Source organism: Vibrio sp. YT-17, from assembly GCF_033337375.1.
Lineage (GTDB): Bacteria > Pseudomonadota > Gammaproteobacteria > Enterobacterales > Vibrionaceae > Vibrio > Vibrio alginolyticus.
In genome coordinates, this window is sequence record NZ_JAWOQP010000038.1 from 14,330 (window position 1) to 28,179 (window position 13,850).

Below are 13,850 nucleotides of genomic sequence, written 5' to 3' on the forward strand. Positions count from 1 at the left end.
CATCCAATCGGATGCCTTTTTCTATTTCTTCGCTTACCAAAATGCGACCAGTAACCCTATCGCTATCACCATGCCAACATAATTGTTGTTAAGGAAAGCCTTAAAGCACAACTCACGCTCACGGTGACGAATTAAGTGCTGCTGATAAACAAACAACGACGCTGCAATCAAAAGGGTCCAGTAGTAACTTTGTCCCAATTGGTAGAACTGCCCTAACCAAACCAACATCGCGAGTGTAATAAGTTGCAACACACCAATAATAAGCTTGTCATGACGACCAAACAGAATTGCCGTCGATTTAATGCCAATCTTTAGATCATCATCTCGGTCTACCATCGCATATTGAGTGTCGTACGCAATGGTCCACAAAGCGTTAATGAGGAACAAAAACCAAACAATCAATGGTAATTCCCCAGTTTGTGCAGCCCACGCCATTGGAATCGCCCAGCTAAAAGCCAAGCCTAAAAATAGCTGTGGAATATGAGTGTAACGCTTCATAAATGGATAGATGAACGCCAACACAATGCCAGCGAAGGATAGCTGAATCGTCAGCGGGTTCATGGTCAGCACTAACAAAAACGAGCTGATACCCAAAACCAAAAATAATCCAATCGCTTCTTTTGCTGTCACTTTCCCTGATGGCAGTGGACGTTGCTTAGTACGCTTTACATGGCCGTCGACTTTGCGATCTGCAAAATCATTAATCACGCACCCCGCACTACGCATTAGGAAAACACCCAATACAAACACGATGAATACATCCCAACTTGGCATCCCTTGGGCTGAGATAATTAGCGCCCAAATCGTTGGCCACATCAGTAACAGTGAACCAATCGGGCGATCCATGCGCATCAGTTGCCAATATGCTTTGGCTTTTTCTGCGGACATTTACACTGTCTCCTTAGCGTAAACTGGTGAATTAGATAAGAATAACTCGGCGACTAGCATCGGTTTGTGATTCATCCACAACCTTGAGCGTCGTGCTAACAAACGTCCTTCTGGTACGGCTACCCATCCCATTTGCAAAGAGTCCCGCTCAACGTTATCTGCGCTAAACACAGTTAGTCCTAATGGGATATCCCCTTGTTGAGCCAAATCATACTGCTGATCAACTAAGGTTGAACGAGGAATCAATGTCCGCCCAATAACCCAGTTATTATTGTCACCGCACAAAATTACCTCTCTCAGTAAGCAATCTTGTTCGGACAATAACTGGCTTTCGTCCTGTTTTAATGTCGCTGCAGTGACGATCTGATTTTGTAGCAATTCTACCGTTAACGCTTGGCAGTGCTGTTTTAAACGACGTGACAAAGACCCTTGCTCTTCAAGCCAGTGCTTGGCAAATTCATTTGGAAATTCGAATTCTTCGGGGTTTTGCCACTCTACTTCCAATAAAGAAGCAAGATAGAGTGATGTTGGCTGATTCATACTAGTATTCAATTGGAGGCTTTATGCGTACAATAAAGCAACAACTTACCGTCCATAGTAATGTATGTAACCGTAAGTTCCGTTATTTGTTATAGACGGCCCATTGTATCAAGACTGAAGCGATTCGAATATCGCGATCCAGAGAAAGAAAAGTTAGAAATATGTACAAACGTTATATAGCCCAAATTATTTTTGCGTTAACCATACTATTCGCCGCACCAAGTTGGGCTGAAACGGAAGAAGCTGGACCTAAGTTGGCATACTTTACCCTAGAGCCTGACCTCACTACTAACTTTTATACCAAAGGCAAAAAGTTAGGTTATGTGCAAGTGCGCATCGACATCATGGTAATGAGTCAACAAGATTTATCAGTTGTTGAGCATCACCAACCTTTGATTCGCGATGCAGTGATTGAATTACTGGGTAAGCAAACAGAAGATACGATTAAGTCCCTGTCTGGCCGAGAAGATCTGCGCAAAACCTTAGTGACGACCCTCAACGAAACGCTTTTGCCTGAAACAGGTAAAACCATCATTGCCGATTTGTTGTTTACAAAATACCTTTATCAATAAACCCAAATCCGTTTTGAACATAAAAAAAGACCGCTCTTAAGCGGTCTTTTCATTTCATCTGCTTTAGGCTTGCTGTTGGTATTTCATCTTGCCTGAATCAAACAGCGCAATCGCCATCCCCGACAGTAGCCCAACTAAGTGAGCGGTGTTTGCAATCGCCATAAATGGCTGCACAAAACCAAGAACTAACCATACCAACATAAAGACGATAATTGGCTTGGGTAGCGTAAGGCCTAAATGTGGCAAGCGGTAACCCAATATCCACAAATAACCAAGCAGTGCATAGACCACGCCAGACAAGCCGCCGAAGTTAGCCCCTTCAACATAGAACTGGCCTGCCCCTGAAAGCGCTGCCGACACCACAAAGAGTTGCAATAGCTTACCGGAACCGAGACGACGTTCGATGTCGCCACCCAACTGCCACCACCATAGTAAGTTAAACACGATGTGAGTTACTGAAAAGTGCAGTAACGCATGACTTAGCCATCGCCACACTTGCCATTGTTGCCCCTCAAAAGCCGGGAAGTGCAACAACTTAAACACGCCATTGCCAAAGCCAAACATTTGTAACAAGTAGATGATGATACAGACTGTCATGATCAGCAAAGTCATGGGGCCAGCTTTCGCTTTGACCATGCTTATGATACTCGGGCTGGAATAATGAAATGTGCTCTTACGAGTATCGGCAACGTCCCACGAGGCGGCGCTGTATTTTGAATCAGACGGGTTAGCAAGGAACTGCTTAAGTTCGGCTTCCGCTTCTATTTCATGCTGGCTATCAGTCAGCCACAGCGCAAATTGCCCATCCCCTTCTGGCATCATTTCGATGTCAATTTGGCGAGAGGCCATATAATCAATAAAGGCTTGCGCCATACGTGGATTATTTAACGTTACCAATCTCTTCATTAACTTCTCACTATCGGTAGTTCTGCTCGATGCCAGGCTTCAAAGCCACCATCTACACTGTACACCTGTTCAAAGCCTTGGTTAACCAAATATTGCGCCGCACCTTGGCTACTAATACCGTGGTAACACATCACTAGAATAGGTTGTTCGAACTCCACTTCATCCATAAACGCAACGATCGTATCGTTAGTTAAGTGATACGCGGACTCCGCATGCGCAACGGCAAACGATTGAGGGTCACGGATATCTACAAGCTTCGCATCACCCTGCTCGAGCAGCGCTTGCGCACCTTGTACATCGATATGCTTAAACTGATCCATTTACTTTCTCATTGTCTTATTAATATACCCAAGCAACCTCGAACCTAACGTACTAATCAGCACCCGTGGTACAGCATAAAATCCATATTTGAAGCTGCTTGGGTATGCTGCCGCTATTGTAACCTATCCAACGGCAAACTTAGACACATGGATAATCAGGGTTTTCAAAAGTGTACACATTCCAACCATTTGTGGATAAAGCTGTGAATTGCGTTGATAAAGTGTATTTGGATCTTTTGATCCACAATATGTAGTGATGATCCTGATCTAACTGTGTGTATATCTATAACTATCCCCAGATGGAAAAGTGCTTGAATCCCTTATTTTGTCCGGGTTTCGAACAGTTGATAAATAATTACTTCACAGAGTTATACACAGGTAGCACATAAAATCCGGATCGCAAACGCTATCGATTTTCGATCGACAATAAAAAAGCCGAGATCACATGATCTCGGCTTTCTATGAAAATCTTACTTTCAATTAGCAGTGGAAATTAAAATTCACCCACAGCCAATTTTAGTTTCTTCATTGCATTTTTTTCTAGCTGGCGAATACGCTCGGCAGAAACACCGAACTCATCAGCTAAGTCTTGCAATGTTGCTTTCTCATCATCTAACCAACGAGAACGCACGATGCGCTGACTACGCTCATCCAAACTCGCTAATGCATGACCCAAGCGATTGTTGGTATGCATTTCCCAGTTGGCGGCTTCAATGTTGTCGGCCACATCAGACGATTTGTCTTCTAGGTATAGCATCGGCGCTGTGTAAGCGTTTGAACTGTCGTCTTCATCAGTTGGCATATCAAAGGTTGAATCCACCGCCGCTAAGCGTGATTCCATCTCGCGAACTTCAGAAGGCTCAACACCTAACTCGCGCGCAACGGTTTCCACTTCACCGTTGTTAAACCAACCCAAGCGCTTTTTCGACTTACGCAGGTTGAAGAACAATTTACGTTGCGCTTTAGTGGTCGCAATTTTCACGATACGCCAGTTACGTAGCACGTATTCGTGGATCTCTGCTTTGATCCAGTGGACAGCAAAAGAAACCAAGCGAACCCCTACTTCTGGGTTAAAACGCTTAACGGCTTTCATTAGACCGATGTTACCCTCTTGCACAAGATCCGCCATCGGCAAACCGTAGCCAGAGTAACCACGAGCAACGTGAACAACGAATCGTAGGTGCGAAAGAATTAGACCTTTTGCAGCCTCAATCTCACCTTTATAGTGTAATCGTTCTGCCAGCTCACGCTCTTCGTCTGCAGTCAGCATTGGGTAGCTGTTTACTGAGCGAATATAGCTATCAAGGCTATCTTGCGTGACTAGAGCCATCGGATACGCTTCTTTTGTCATTCAATTCCTCATCAATCTCTGATCTGGAGCATTACATTGCAATTTAGCTTCGATATCTTGAACTCAAAATGAACAAGTTTCAAGAAGGGGAAGCAATTATCCATAAACATTTGGTCTAAGCAAGGGTTCAAAATTAGCTAGTGCTAATGAAATCCAAGTAATAAGACCGCCATCACTTAAACTGGTTCAATTTCTTTTAAATGTCGTTGCGCAGAAAAACGCGCCGCAATACATCCCAAAAGACTCCCAATGATGATTAATAACAAAGATTCATCCCAACTTAGACCAATCAGGCGGAACTGGCTATCGTACAACGCAGCAAGGTCTTCCACCGCACTATTCATGACAATGGTCACTAAAGCCGTTACCAACCACGCAATAGTGGCACCTAACACGCCAAACCACATGCCTGTGTACAAGTAAGGGCGCAGAATAAAACTGTCCGTCGCACCGATCAGTTTCATGGTTTGAATCTCTTCTTTATTCGCCAGCACATTAAATCGCAATGTATTGCCAACGATTAAAAATACCGCACCGAGCATCAGTACTGTCAGGGTAATGACAATAATACTCGCGAGAGTTTTGATGGCATCAAGACGCGCCAGCCAGTCTTCGTCAAGTCTCACGTCGGTCACATCTTGTTGCTCTCGAACGTCTTTGGCTAATGACTGAATATCACTTTTTAGCTCCGAATCTGGCGTAATCACCAACACACCAGGTAGCGCATAGCCACTTAAAAGACTGATAGCTTGGTCGAACCCTGCATATTGGCTTAAATCAGATAGACCTTGTTGCGGTGAAATATATTCTACCTCTTTTACCAAAGGCCAAGTTTCAATTTGATCTTTGAGAACCATCACTCGCGCATCCGGCATGCCTTCAACTAAGTAAGCACTAACTTGTGAAGGAGAAGCGACATCTTCCGCTGCCCCCGCAACGTTTTTCCCCAATAGATACAAACAAGCTGGCATGGCAAGTGCCATGGAGATGACCGCTAGGGTCAGAATGTTGCCTAGTGGTCGTTGCCATAAGGCGCTAAAAGAGGATTTAGCTTGTTTTGCGTGGACAGAGAAAAAACCATCGGTATTCGCACGCTTGGCACTACGGCCTTTCCCCTTCTTTTGGGAGTGCTTGTTACCTGCCATAGTCTTCTACCTCACTTAGGAAGCCTTGGTTCAATTCAAAATGACGATACTGTGGGCGAGTGTTTACTAACCCCACATCGTGCGTGGCAAGTAGGATAGTCACGCCCGCACGGTTAAATTCTTCGAATAGACGCAACACACGGTTGGATAATTCTGGGTCAAGGTTACCCGTAGGCTCATCAGCCACCAGCAACGTTGGTCGATTAACCACAGCACGGGCAATACCGACGCGCTGTTGCTCACCACCAGAAAGTTGACTAGGTAGACAACGAGCTTTATCGAGTAAGCCCGTTTTATCTAACGCCGCAGAAACACGGCGTTTGATTTCGTTTTCAGAAATCGATTCGATACGCATTGGCAGAGCGACATTGTCGTACACACTGCGATCCATCAATAGGCGATGATCTTGAAAAACAATCCCAATATTGCGGCGCAAAAAAGGGATGTCTTTGCTTGGAATACGCGTGATGTCGTGACCATTAAAATGGATTTTGCCATCGGTTGGTCGCTCTATCGCGCAGATCAATTTCAGCAAGGTACTTTTACCAGCCCCGGAATGTCCGCCTAAAAACGCCATTTCACCGCGCCTCAGGTGAAAATCGACTTTTTGCAGTGCTTGTCGACCACCTCGGTAAGCTTTGCTTACTTGCTGAAATTTGATCACCGTTGATTTCCTCTAACTCTTTTTATTCTTCACGACTAAACAGTGCGTCAATAAACTCTTGAGTTTCAAATGGACGCAAGTCTTCGATACCTTCACCCACACCAATGTAACGAATTGGAATACCGAACTGATCAGCGATAGCGAAAATTACGCCGCCCTTGGCTGTACCATCCAGCTTAGTCAAAGTAATCCCGGTTAGAGGGGCAACATCACTGAAAAGTTTCGCTTGGCTAATGGCATTTTGTCCTGTACCTGCATCAAGCGTTAGCATGATCTCATGTGGTGCAGAGTCATCAATTTTCTTCATCACACGTACAATCTTACGCAGCTCTTCCATTAGGTTCGCTTTGTTCTGTAGACGACCTGCTGTATCAGCAATCACCACATCCACACCACGTGCTTTTGCCGCTTCAATCGCATCATAGATAACAGAGGCACTGTCTGCGCCAGTATGTTGAGCAATCACAGGAACATTATTACGTTCACCCCACACTTGTAACTGCTCAACCGCTGCGGCACGGAAAGTATCGCCCGCTGCAAGCATCACTTTTTTGCCTTGAGTTTGGAACTGCTTCGCTAGCTTACCGATGGTCGTGGTTTTACCCACGCCATTTACACCCACCATCAAGATGACGTAAGGCGTTTTGTTGCTATCGATTTCTAGTGGCTGTTCGACTTTAGAAAGAATCTCAGCCATTTCTTCTTTCAACAAACCATAAAGGGCTTCGCCGTCTTTCAGATCGCCACGTGTGGCTTTTTCTGTCAGGTTGTTGATAATTTTTGTTGTGGTATTCATGCCCACATCAGCAATAAGCAGTTGCTCTTCTAGCTCTTCAAATAAGTCCTCATCGATTTTCTTACCGCTGAACAGACCGAAGAAGCCAGCACCAATATTTGCTTTTGTTCGGCTTAGGCTGCGTTTAAGACGAGCAAAAAAGCTTTCTGTTGGCTTTTCTTGTTCTTGAACACGAGGCGCGGCCGATACGACTTCTGGCTCTTCTGCTTCTGCTTCTGCTTCTGCTTCTGCTTCTGCTTCTGCTTCTGCTTCTGCTTCTGCTTCTGCTGGGGCAGCCTCTGATTGTTTCGCTTCTTCTTCAAGTTCTGGCGTTGCTTCCGCTTGCTCAGCAACCGCTTCGGTTTGCTGCTCTTCAGAAGGCGCTTCCACTGCTTCTTCTTTTACTGTTTCTTCAGTTTTTGGTTTTGGGCTTTGTTCTTCGTCACCAAAACCTAGCCACGAAAGTAATCCGCGCTTCTTTTTTTCCGTCATCTGGGGCTATCCTAGATTGTTCTTTTATCTATTAATGACTCTTTTTTGACAAGATTATTATCTGTCTAAAAAAGGCTAATGACAAAGTTCTGAAAACTTTCCGATTAGGTAATTCTAATCTTATTAGTGTTACACTCTGTCATCTTGAATATTCTGGGCTGTATCCAAGCTCCAAGCTCATTGCTTGGGCGATTAGATATAGTATCACTTTATTAGCGGTCAAAAAATCTATGGTAAGACGTCGCCAGCAAAACTCATCACAAAAAAAGCCAACAACGGGCTTTGTTCGCATTATTAGTGGCTTATGGAGAGGCAGAAAACTTCCTGTACACGATGCTGAAGGCTTACGCCCCACGACAGATCGCGTCAAAGAAACGCTGTTTAACTGGTTAGCTCAAGATGTACCACAGGCAAAATGTCTCGACTTGTTTGCTGGCTCTGGCGGCTTGGGATTTGAGTCAGCTTCGCGCCAAGCAGAGCAAGTGACCATGGTTGAGCTAAACCCACAAGCTTTCCAACAGTTACAAAAGAATGTTGCCTCTCTTAACGCGAACAACATCCAAGTGGTAAATACCGACGCACTGAGTTTTTTGAAGCAACCGGGTTCTGCTCACCATGTGGTGTTTATTGACCCACCGTTTCGCAAAGGTCTATTGGATGAGACCGTGGCTCTGCTAGAACAAAATGGCTGGCTCGCGGAAGATGCGATGATTTATATTGAAACAGAAAAAGAACTCAATATTGCCGACTTACCAGAAAACTGGCAATTACATCGAGAAAAAACAGCAGGCCAAGTGAGCTATCGTCTGTACGAACGTACCTCCGCATAACGCCTCGATTTAAAAGGATACTTAAATGAAAGCACTAATTATGCTGGCCAAAGCGGCTATCGCCTTTGTTTGGTTAGTATTAATCCTAAATATTTTTATGCCCTTTCCCGGCAATGCCGCGATTGCGCTATACATCATGACCGCTTTTTTGTTCATCATGCACGGTTTACAAATGGCCATCTTCATTGGTGCATTTGGCGACAAAATAAAAATGAGCAGTTGGGAAAAATATTCAATCCTGATTTTTGGTATTTTTGCCCTACTCGATATTCGTCGTAAACACATGATGTAATCGCTAAGATACGAAAAAGCCGCTCTTGTGAGCGGCTTTTTTTCTGCGTTTCGTTCGTCACCCAATGTAACTTTTTACACCATCCAAGAACATTTGAGTGGAGATCATCACCAGTAACAAGCCCATTAAGCGTTCTACCGCCTTCAAGCCACGTTCACCCAACAAGCGATTAAAGAAGCCATAAAACATCAGTATAAAAAATGTTGCGCCCCACGCAATTACAACTGATGCTGACATTTCCAACATTTTCTCTGGATGTTGCGAAGACAGTAAAAGCAAGGCAGCAATCACTGAAGGGCCCGCGATCATAGGAATGGCCATCGGAACAATAAAGGGCTCCTCGCCTGCTGCCAGTCCAGTGATGCTGCCAGCACTCGGGAAAATCATCTTAATCGCAATAATGAAGAGAATAATGCCACCTGAAATGCTGAGCGTTTCTGGCTGGACATGCAAAAAACTTAAGATGCTTTGTCCTGCAAACAGAAACAGCATCAAAATCAGTAAGGCAAACAGTAGTTCACGAATCAATACCTTACGACGACGCTTGGGATCGATATGTTTGAGAATAGACAACACAATCGGCAAGTTACCGAGAGGGTCCATGATTAGAAACAGCATGGTCGCTGCAGAAAGAATGTCCATATTCTGGCCTCACCTCAAAAATGGCGGCCAGTGTATAGCAAACTGACAACATGAGTATATGACTGAGGGCGAAAACACCATATTCACCCTCGATCTTAGCCGCCGTTTAGTGATTGCAAACTCGCGCCATATTGACCACAAACTTACCTTCAAGCTCACGAATTTTGTCGCGCTTGAGCAAAAATGCTAGTAATGCATCTAAGTCTAGATCATTCAGTTTACAGGTGTGAAAGCGAACGCTAGCGCCAAAGTGCTGTGTGAGGGCTTCGCGATCCATTGGTGTTTCTCTAAGTAGGTTTAGCAGCTCGTGAGCATGGATTTCACTCATTATTGACTCCAGTTATTAAGAATAATGCGTTCAGTTTACTGAAATCCTCAAGAGCTGCTTTGACTTAAATTAGTAAATGATTGAGGCAACAATGAGGGCATGAGCAAAAAAGTAACTGCCACTCACCCACAAATAGGCGTGTTTCATCGGTTTTCGATAACCGTGTATCGCGTATGCCAGCGCCGAATAGATGAGAACTAAGGTTCCGCTAAAGCCGATAGCATTGGCGTAACTCGGCACTTGTAACCAAACTTCACCGGCTGCCCAAGCAAGTTGAACCAGCATCATCCCCATGATCACAACAGGGAATACCAGAGAGTCGAGTTGAGGTAGCAACAAAAAGAACGCCACGATACTCGCTGCAAGCAACAGGGCCAACAGCCACCAGACAATCTCACCATTAAGCTGCACCCAAAATGACTTGCTGTAGCATACCTGGGCAACCAGATAAGCCGTAAAATAGATTAGCTTACGAGTTTTAAACGAGTGCAGCGTATCTGCCACCATAGACACCATCAGCCCACCCGCAATCCAGTAGGTATATGTTGCGGATGCACCTTGAGTTAACACCAACACAAGAAGAAGTAGCAGAGTAAAGATTTTAAACACGAGGGATTGTGTCGGGTTAGCTTGCTTTGCTCCCAACACGGAATACACACCTGATAGCCCTATCGCCAGCCAACTCCACATGCAGTATACACCTTTTACTTAAACTCGCCGCTAGTCTAGGTAGACCAGTTTTGATGTAAAGACACAATCTACGAAAGTTGGATCTCGCTAGCGATTCGAAACATTTTGTAACCCTCAGCCTACGTAATAATAAAGCCGATGAGCCTGAATGATGCCACTAAACATTGGGGCCAAGCTTTGCTCATCAGCCGAACCCATCAAATCACACGACACAATAACCAACGCTTTCTAAAACTATTTAACTGAAAAACAGATAAGTGCTCCAGGTAAGCCGCCATTTCACAAACTGACGATTAAACCACCAGGATGTATGTAATGCAGGCAGCAAGAATAAATAACAGACACAAAATAGAAAATAGTCTTAGTAGCGCTCTAAGAGAGGAGAAACCACTGATGACTAGGGGTAAAAACTAAGAAAACCGACCTTAATTCAGTAAAAAAAACATCAGACAAGAAAAGTAAGTCAATGATAAATAAAACCATAATTTCAATAACAGATAAAAGTGCGGACTTCATAAACCATAAAATCACTAAACACTTTTGAAGCCCATATTTTCTCATAAGGTAAGAAAATCTCACTCCATGCTTTCGATTTGACGATGCAACCTCATAGCACATTTTTTAATTTTCTCAATTTTTGAGAAATACAGACAAAATAAACACCCAACATACCATTCGAAACAAAAAACAATTACAAAGCCAACATCACAAACCATTTAACATTATAAAATCATATACTTAAAACAAAAAAGGATAGAAATAAAACAATGTGAACACTTTAAATACAGCACAAAAAACATAGTTTCATTAGTCAGAATCACGTAAAAATAGACAAGTTAAGTGTGGTTTTTGAAAAGATTAACGAGCATATGTTGATCAAACCCCAAAAACAGTGCTATATTAAATTCATCGAGTTCATCAAAGATTAAGGGGTAGTGTTATGATTTCATCTTCTCAAAAACAAGGGCTGGTTATGATTGCAGTGGTTGTGGGTTTAATGACACTGCCAATGATGTACTAACCCAATGATTTAAAATAAAAAAGGACGCAAATGCGTCCTTTTTTATTTATCTGTATAGCTCTACTGAATGTGCTTAGACAAAATATCCCAGTGCATATAGTAGAAACCAAGAGCGGCCAGCGTAATCAACGTCATTAGCAAAATTGCTGTACGCCAAATAAAGCGAGAGCTTCTTGGTGTCAGCTCTTTTTCACAAGCATCACATGCCGCCATAAAGCCTTTACGATCATCCAGCTTGTAATCGTCTTCGTGCACCACTTTGTTACGCACGGTTGCGATGAATCGAAGCTTTGCTATCACGTCATGCGGTAAACGTTCTTCACAACTATTAATAAGTTGGTGCAACCCTTTCCCTTCTGCATGGTACTGAGTACGCAAAAGTTTTTCGATCGTTCGGGTACGCATGACTACTTTTTCAATATCTGACATCGTAACCCTCCTTACCAGACCCTTCCTATGTTCATTATTTTTATTCTTCTATAAATTTAGAGCTTTTTCGAGCCGTTAAGTGCAATTTTACTTTCAATTTGTGCCCTTGAGCTCATATAGCCAGACAAGTGAAATCTGCTTAGTTCAGCTTTAGTGACGTAGCTTACAGATGAAGCAACAATTTCATCGCGTCCCCATTGAGATAAACCGTGAAGTGCGCCGAATAAAATTCATGTCCCTTTCATTAGATTATGAATAAGTTACCTCAACTCATCGTTTCGTCAGCGAGTTCTGTAGAATGGGACCCGATAAAACATTGGAGGTTAATATGCCAATCTCACTTATTTTCGCCCTACTCGCCCTTATTGCCTTGGGCGCGTGGGTGTTTTTCCGTTTTTATAGTAAGCACTATGTGGGCGAAGACGCTCCAGAGCAAAGCGCGCAGGTAACGGTTTTAGATAAACAAGCGATAGACATACCAAACGCACCACCAGGTCAAGACGATCAAGAGTATTGGATTTACGTTCAACGTGGTTCTATCGGTCCAAAGCGTGAATTCCAAATTGGAGTGCATTACTACCATGCACTCAACCCTGGAGATAAGGGAACACTGACCTATCGCGGCAACAAGTTCCTTCACTTCGCTATCAAACGTTAAGGCAGTAACCAACGAGTCTTGGCAGAACGAGAAAAGAGATAGCTCATCGCCAAGGCTCCAGATCCACTTAGAACGATCCAGACTGGAATCACCCAAGCAGGATGTCCTGTGTACCAACCGAACTCTTTCATCGGCCATAAGAAAATAGGGTGAAGTAAGTAAATCCCCAAGCTGTGCTGACTGATCACACTGACCGCTTTTTGTACTTTTGGTGATAAGCCTTCACCAAAGTAACGCCCGATCATAAAAATCATCGAAGCCGCTAGAATCACATTCAGTGTTTTATAAGAGAGCCAGCGCCCAACCGTATACTTCTCCGCCTCTAAGCTATTTGTCACAACCATCGTAAAGGTCACTGCCAACGCCACGAGTCCTAGCCCAACAAATAAGGTCACCATAGAGCGATTCAAAGGTACCTTTTGAAATAAAACATACCCCAGTGGAAGGTAACCCATATAAAGCCACATCTGATTACTCCAAGGGCCATCAATCTTGAACAAGAACAGAGTGCTGGTGAAAAGCCAAAATGCGAGATAGGTATACAAGACGTTGTCATCCACGTTGCGTACCATCCATTGAAACAGCGGAATCACAAAATACAGTGGTATAAAGTAATAGAAAAAGCCGAGATGGTAATACGTTGCGTGGAATGGGCTATTGCTTAATACCTCTTTTACGGTTTCAAAATCAAAGCCTTGAGAAGTCCAGCCTGAAAGGTATGCATAAAACATCGACCAAATAAGAAATGGAACTAAAACTTTGCCCAAACGCCTTTTGATATAATACTTACCGTCAAATGGTCGAGTGTCACTGAGCATTAGCGCTCCGGTGATCAAAATAAAAACTGGCACTGCCCAGCGGGTTACGCTATTCACGCCTACCGCTGTCAGCCATTGGTCAAATGGAATCACTCCTAACTCATTTCGATACGGTGCCAAGACGTGAATGGCGATCACTGCTACCGCTGCGAAGCAGCGCAATAAATCAAAAAACAGAACCCTTTCTCTCATACCTTTCCCTACTTTGAGTCGCTTATCGTTTATAGCATAGGGTAAATCTCAACCAGTGAAATAGTTAACAATCTGTTTTTGCTTATTTTTAACTCAACAATGACCTACAACGGGGATTTCATCACCACTCTAATCACTTAACGAGAACCAAAAACCAAGCATCAGTATTCACTCTCGATGCCAAACCGAAACAATCTGATTACAGCAAACGGCGCATAAGAAGTAAATTACCACCTTCTAAAGAAGGTGGCTTTGTGTGAGCCCCCTAAAAGGGGGCCTTTGTTTAGTCCAGCGCCA

At 43.7% G+C, this 13,850-nt stretch carries 17 protein-coding genes; 4 read left to right on the forward strand and 13 right to left on the reverse strand.

What is annotated here, in order from left to right; translation table 11 throughout:
- Nucleotides 1-33: 33 nt before the first annotated feature.
- Together ubiA and R7F67_RS22680 are read right to left on the reverse strand one after the other, a co-directional pair.
- Nucleotides 34-888 (reverse strand): 4-hydroxybenzoate octaprenyltransferase, encoded by an 855-nt coding sequence (gene ubiA / locus R7F67_RS22675; RefSeq protein ID WP_005378684.1) that lies wholly within the window; start codon nucleotides 886-888, stop codon nucleotides 34-36.
- Nucleotides 889-1,428, reverse strand: a complete 540-nt coding sequence (locus tag R7F67_RS22680) for a chorismate lyase (protein WP_005378686.1) — start codon at nucleotides 1,426-1,428, stop codon at nucleotides 889-891.
- A gap of 161 nt (nucleotides 1,429-1,589) precedes the next feature.
- Between R7F67_RS22680 and R7F67_RS22685 the strand changes: the two genes are divergently transcribed.
- Nucleotides 1,590-2,000 carry a flagellar basal body-associated protein FliL gene (locus R7F67_RS22685; RefSeq protein WP_005378687.1) on the forward strand — a complete coding sequence of 137 codons (411 nt, stop codon included), beginning with the start codon at nucleotides 1,590-1,592 and terminating at the stop codon, nucleotides 1,998-2,000.
- 63 nt (nucleotides 2,001-2,063) lie between these two features.
- Here the strand turns inward: R7F67_RS22685 and glpG are convergent, their stop codons facing one another.
- The 6 genes from glpG to ftsY all read right to left on the reverse strand — a co-directional run bounded on the left by glpG (nucleotide 2,064) and on the right by ftsY (nucleotide 7,653).
- Nucleotides 2,064-2,906 (reverse strand): rhomboid family intramembrane serine protease GlpG, encoded by an 843-nt coding sequence (gene glpG / locus R7F67_RS22690; protein ID WP_017821294.1) that lies wholly within the window; start codon nucleotides 2,904-2,906, stop codon nucleotides 2,064-2,066.
- Nucleotides 2,906-3,226, reverse strand: a complete 321-nt coding sequence (gene glpE / locus R7F67_RS22695) for a thiosulfate sulfurtransferase GlpE (protein WP_005378691.1) — start codon at nucleotides 3,224-3,226, stop codon at nucleotides 2,906-2,908. Before glpE ends, glpG begins: the two co-directional genes overlap by 1 nt.
- Before the next feature lie 493 nt (nucleotides 3,227-3,719).
- Nucleotides 3,720-4,577: an RNA polymerase sigma factor RpoH gene (gene rpoH, locus R7F67_RS22700; protein ID WP_005378693.1), complete on the reverse strand. Its 858-nt coding sequence runs from the start codon at nucleotides 4,575-4,577 to the stop codon at nucleotides 3,720-3,722.
- 176 nt (nucleotides 4,578-4,753) lie between these two features.
- Complete coding sequence (ftsX, locus tag R7F67_RS22705) at nucleotides 4,754-5,722, reverse strand: permease-like cell division protein FtsX (RefSeq protein WP_005378695.1); 969 nt, start codon at nucleotides 5,720-5,722, stop codon at nucleotides 4,754-4,756.
- The gene (ftsE, locus tag R7F67_RS22710) at nucleotides 5,712-6,386 is read right to left on the reverse strand and encodes a cell division ATP-binding protein FtsE (protein ID WP_005393800.1); all 675 of its coding nucleotides are present in this window, start codon (nucleotides 6,384-6,386) and stop codon (nucleotides 5,712-5,714) included. Before ftsE ends, ftsX begins: the two co-directional genes overlap by 11 nt.
- Nucleotides 6,387-6,408: 22 nt before the next feature.
- The gene (ftsY, locus tag R7F67_RS22715; protein WP_047103980.1) at nucleotides 6,409-7,653 is read right to left on the reverse strand and encodes a signal recognition particle-docking protein FtsY; all 1,245 of its coding nucleotides are present in this window, start codon (nucleotides 7,651-7,653) and stop codon (nucleotides 6,409-6,411) included.
- A gap of 230 nt (nucleotides 7,654-7,883) precedes the next feature.
- Between ftsY and rsmD the strand changes: the two genes are divergently transcribed.
- Nucleotides 7,884-8,483, forward strand: coding sequence for a 16S rRNA (guanine(966)-N(2))-methyltransferase RsmD (gene rsmD, locus R7F67_RS22720; RefSeq protein WP_005378702.1), 600 nt, complete (start codon nucleotides 7,884-7,886; stop codon nucleotides 8,481-8,483).
- A 25-nt stretch (nucleotides 8,484-8,508) separates the two neighbouring features.
- Nucleotides 8,509-8,775 (forward strand): DUF1145 domain-containing protein, encoded by a 267-nt coding sequence (locus R7F67_RS22725; RefSeq protein ID WP_005378704.1) that lies wholly within the window; start codon nucleotides 8,509-8,511, stop codon nucleotides 8,773-8,775.
- A gap of 57 nt (nucleotides 8,776-8,832) precedes the next feature.
- On the opposite strand, the gene R7F67_RS22730 is transcribed toward R7F67_RS22725, so the two are convergent.
- The 4 genes from R7F67_RS22730 to R7F67_RS22745 all read right to left on the reverse strand — a co-directional run bounded on the left by R7F67_RS22730 (nucleotide 8,833) and on the right by R7F67_RS22745 (nucleotide 11,885).
- Nucleotides 8,833-9,417, reverse strand: a complete 585-nt coding sequence (locus R7F67_RS22730) for a YhgN family NAAT transporter (protein ID WP_005389671.1) — start codon at nucleotides 9,415-9,417, stop codon at nucleotides 8,833-8,835.
- A gap of 106 nt (nucleotides 9,418-9,523) precedes the next feature.
- Nucleotides 9,524-9,745, reverse strand: coding sequence for a YecH family metal-binding protein (locus R7F67_RS22735; RefSeq protein WP_005378711.1), 222 nt, complete (start codon nucleotides 9,743-9,745; stop codon nucleotides 9,524-9,526).
- A gap of 69 nt (nucleotides 9,746-9,814) precedes the next feature.
- Complete coding sequence (locus tag R7F67_RS22740) at nucleotides 9,815-10,435, reverse strand: lysoplasmalogenase (RefSeq protein ID WP_005378714.1); 621 nt, start codon at nucleotides 10,433-10,435, stop codon at nucleotides 9,815-9,817.
- Between the two features lie 1,081 nt (nucleotides 10,436-11,516).
- The gene (locus R7F67_RS22745) at nucleotides 11,517-11,885 is read right to left on the reverse strand and encodes a hypothetical protein (RefSeq protein ID WP_005378717.1); all 369 of its coding nucleotides are present in this window, start codon (nucleotides 11,883-11,885) and stop codon (nucleotides 11,517-11,519) included.
- 328 nt (nucleotides 11,886-12,213) lie between these two features.
- Here R7F67_RS22745 and R7F67_RS22750 point away from each other — a divergent pair, with 328 nt between their 5' ends.
- Nucleotides 12,214-12,543 carry a DUF2500 domain-containing protein gene (locus R7F67_RS22750; protein WP_262638944.1) on the forward strand — a complete coding sequence of 110 codons (330 nt, stop codon included), beginning with the start codon at nucleotides 12,214-12,216 and terminating at the stop codon, nucleotides 12,541-12,543.
- Here R7F67_RS22750 and R7F67_RS22755 read toward each other — a convergent pair.
- Entirely contained in the window at nucleotides 12,540-13,553 is a 1,014-nt protein-coding gene (locus R7F67_RS22755; protein WP_017821298.1) for an acyltransferase, read from the reverse strand. The two genes, R7F67_RS22750 and R7F67_RS22755, sit on opposite strands and share 4 nt — an antisense overlap.
- Nucleotides 13,554-13,850 lie beyond the last annotated feature (297 nt).

What these genes read in the sequence shown, in the direction of transcription:
- ubiA (WP_005378684.1), bottom strand. Translation starts at nt 888, where the DNA reads ATGTCCGCAGAAAAAGCCAAAGCATATTGGCAACTGATGCGCATGGAT.
- R7F67_RS22680 (WP_005378686.1), bottom strand. Translation starts at nt 1,428, where the DNA reads ATGAATCAGCCAACATCACTCTATCTTGCTTCTTTATTGGAAGTAGAG.
- R7F67_RS22685 (WP_005378687.1), top strand. Translation starts at nt 1,590, where the DNA reads ATGTACAAACGTTATATAGCCCAAATTATTTTTGCGTTAACCATACTA.
- glpG (WP_017821294.1), bottom strand. Translation starts at nt 2,906, where the DNA reads ATGAAGAGATTGGTAACGTTAAATAATCCACGTATGGCGCAAGCCTTT.
- glpE (WP_005378691.1), bottom strand. Translation starts at nt 3,226, where the DNA reads ATGGATCAGTTTAAGCATATCGATGTACAAGGTGCGCAAGCGCTGCTC.
- rpoH (WP_005378693.1), bottom strand. Translation starts at nt 4,577, where the DNA reads ATGACAAAAGAAGCGTATCCGATGGCTCTAGTCACGCAAGATAGCCTT.
- ftsX (WP_005378695.1), bottom strand. Translation starts at nt 5,722, where the DNA reads ATGGCAGGTAACAAGCACTCCCAAAAGAAGGGGAAAGGCCGTAGTGCC.
- ftsY (WP_047103980.1), bottom strand. Translation starts at nt 7,653, where the DNA reads ATGACGGAAAAAAAGAAGCGCGGATTACTTTCGTGGCTAGGTTTTGGT.
- rsmD (WP_005378702.1), top strand. Translation starts at nt 7,884, where the DNA reads ATGGTAAGACGTCGCCAGCAAAACTCATCACAAAAAAAGCCAACAACG.
- R7F67_RS22725 (WP_005378704.1), top strand. Translation starts at nt 8,509, where the DNA reads ATGAAAGCACTAATTATGCTGGCCAAAGCGGCTATCGCCTTTGTTTGG.
- R7F67_RS22730 (WP_005389671.1), bottom strand. Translation starts at nt 9,417, where the DNA reads ATGGACATTCTTTCTGCAGCGACCATGCTGTTTCTAATCATGGACCCT.
- R7F67_RS22735 (WP_005378711.1), bottom strand. Translation starts at nt 9,745, where the DNA reads ATGAGTGAAATCCATGCTCACGAGCTGCTAAACCTACTTAGAGAAACA.
- R7F67_RS22740 (WP_005378714.1), bottom strand. Translation starts at nt 10,435, where the DNA reads ATGTGGAGTTGGCTGGCGATAGGGCTATCAGGTGTGTATTCCGTGTTG.
- R7F67_RS22745 (WP_005378717.1), bottom strand. Translation starts at nt 11,885, where the DNA reads ATGTCAGATATTGAAAAAGTAGTCATGCGTACCCGAACGATCGAAAAA.
- R7F67_RS22750 (WP_262638944.1), top strand. Translation starts at nt 12,214, where the DNA reads ATGCCAATCTCACTTATTTTCGCCCTACTCGCCCTTATTGCCTTGGGC.
- R7F67_RS22755 (WP_017821298.1), bottom strand. Translation starts at nt 13,553, where the DNA reads ATGAGAGAAAGGGTTCTGTTTTTTGATTTATTGCGCTGCTTCGCAGCG.